The sequence below is a fragment of the Ideonella sp. P3_A4 genome (assembly GCF_056403075.1).
In genome coordinates this window covers 1-2,384 of the sequence record NZ_JBFUGE010000799.1, presented here as the reverse complement: position 1 = coordinate 2,384, position 2,384 = coordinate 1, and the positions used below count along the sequence as shown (strand labels likewise).

1 protein-coding gene is annotated in these 2,384 nt (G+C 71.8%); it reads left to right on the top strand.

Features of this window, described 5'->3' with window-relative positions:
- Positions 1 to 2,384, top strand: a 2,384-nt coding sequence (locus tag AC1DYI_RS32870; RefSeq protein ID WP_477208308.1) for an amino acid adenylation domain-containing protein, incomplete at both ends; no start/stop codon positions are given.

The window sequence follows — 2,384 nt, the reverse complement described above, 5'->3', positions numbered from 1 at the left end:
AGGCCATGCTGGCCGACGTCGACGCGGCGCACGAAGCGGCCGAATTGCCGGGCGACGACGAGCGGCGCGTCCTGGCGGCCTGGAACGACACCCGCAGCCCGTTCCCGCGCGGCGCCTGCATCCATGAGCTGGTGCAGGCTCGCGCTACGGAACGGCCTGATGCGACCGCCCTCGTGTTCGGCGACGCCACCTTGCGCTACGGCGAGCTGGAGGCGCGCGCGAACCGCCTGGCGCATTGGCTGGCCGAGGTCGGCGTCGGCCCGGACACCCGGGTGGGCCTCGCGCTGCCGCGTTCGGCCGAGTTGGTGGTGGCGATGCTGGCGGTGCTCAAGGCAGGCGGTGCCTATGTGCCGCTGGACCCTGATCTTCCCGAGGCACGGCTGCGCTACCTGGCGCAGGACGCCGGCGCCGTGCGCGTGCTGACCCGCCGCGACCTGGCCGAGCGCCTGCGCGCGGCCGTGCCGGCCGAGGTGCCGGTGAGCGCGCTCGACGCTGATGACCTCGTCGATCGGCTGGCTCGGATGCCGAGCACCGCGCCAGCGCGCGGCGCGCTGCGCTCGGACAACCTGGCCTACGTCCTGTACACCTCCGGCTCCACCGGCGAGCCCAAGGGCGTGGCGGTGACGCACCGCAACGTGGTGCGGCTGGTCAGCGACGACACCTACCTGCGGGTGACCGTGGACGATGCCATCGCGCAGGCCTCCAACGCGGCGTTCGATGCGACGACCTTCGAGGTCTGGCACGCGCTGTCTCACGGCGCGCGGCTGGTCCGTGTCGACAAGGACACGCTGCTGGATCCGCTGCGCCTGCAGGCGCGGCTGGTGGCCGAACGCGTGACGGTGCTGTTCGTGACGACGGCGCTGTTCAACCAGGTCGCGCACGAGCTGCCTGACGGCTTCGGCTCGCTGCAGTACCTGCTGTTTGGCGGCGAGCAAGTCAACTACGAGGCGGTGGACCGCGTGCTGGCCGCGGCGCCGCCGCGCCACCTGCTGCACATGTACGGCCCGACCGAGACGACGACCTACGCCACCTGGTCGGTGCTGCAAGGACGCTACGCCGGCACCGACCGCGTGATCGCGATTGGCCGGCCGATGCGTGACGTGACTGCGCACGTGCTCGACGCACAGCGCCGCGCGGTGCCGATCGGCTCGGTCGGCGAGTTGTACCTCGGCGGCGAGGGGGTCGCGCGGGGCTACCTGAACCGCGACACGCTCACTGCAGAGCGCTTCCTGCCTGACCTGTCTTCCACCGACGCGCCAGCGCGGATGTACCGCACCGGAGACCTGGTCCGTTGGCTGCCCGACGGCGAGTTGGAATTCGTGGGCCGCATCGACCACCAAGTCAAGATCCGCGGCTTCCGCATCGAGTTGGGCGAGATCGAGCACCGGCTCGCAGCGTGCCCCGGCGTGACGGATGTGGTGGTGCTCGCGCGCCGCGACGATGCCCAGGCGGACCTGCGCCTGGTCGCCTACGTGGTGTCCGAGCCCGGCCACGATGAGGCGGCGGCCGCAGCCCAGGCGCGCTGGCGCACCCATCTCGCTGCCAGCCTGCCGGACTACATGGTGCCGGCGGTCTTTGTTCCGATGGACAGCTGGCCGCTCACCCCGAGCGGCAAGGTGGACCGACAAGCGTTGCCCGCACCGCGCGACGAGGACCTGCCAGCGATGAGCTACGTCGCCTCGCGCGACGCGACCGAGGCGCAGCTGTGCGCGCTGCTGCAGGAACTGCTGCGGCGCGAGCGCGTGGGCGTGCACGACCACTTTTTCGCGCTCGGCGGGCATTCGTTGCTCGCCACCCGGCTGGTGAGCCAGGTCCGCGCGCGGCTGGACGTCGAGTTGCCGCTGCGAGCGGTGTTCGAGTCGCCCACCGCAGCCGGCATGGCCGCTGCGATCGCGGCGCTTGGACGCGGTGGCGCGGGGGCGAACGACGCCGCCTTGGCACCCTTGCGTCCAAGGGGTGTCGCTGGGCCGGCGCCGTTGTCTTTCGCCCAGGAGCGCCTGTGGTTCGTCGATCGCTTCGAGGGCGGCAGCGCGCGCTACAACATGGTGCGGCCGATGCGCTTGCGTGGCCGGCTCGACGCGCCGGCGCTGGCGCGCGCGCTCACCGCGCTGGTTGAGCGCCATGAGGTGCTGCGCACCGTGTTCATCGGTGACGACGACACCGTGCTGCAGGAAGTGCGGCCGGTAGCGTCGGAACTGCTCGCACAGCTTGCGTACGACCACGTCCCGGCGGCTGACCGCGAGCGCGTGCTGCGCGAGGCCGTGGCGCGCGAGGCGGCGCTGCCGTTCGACCTGGGTCGAGACGTGCTGCTGCGCGGGAGCCTGCTCGGCTTTGCGGACGACGAGCATGTGCTGGTGCTGACGATGCACCACATTGCCTCGGAC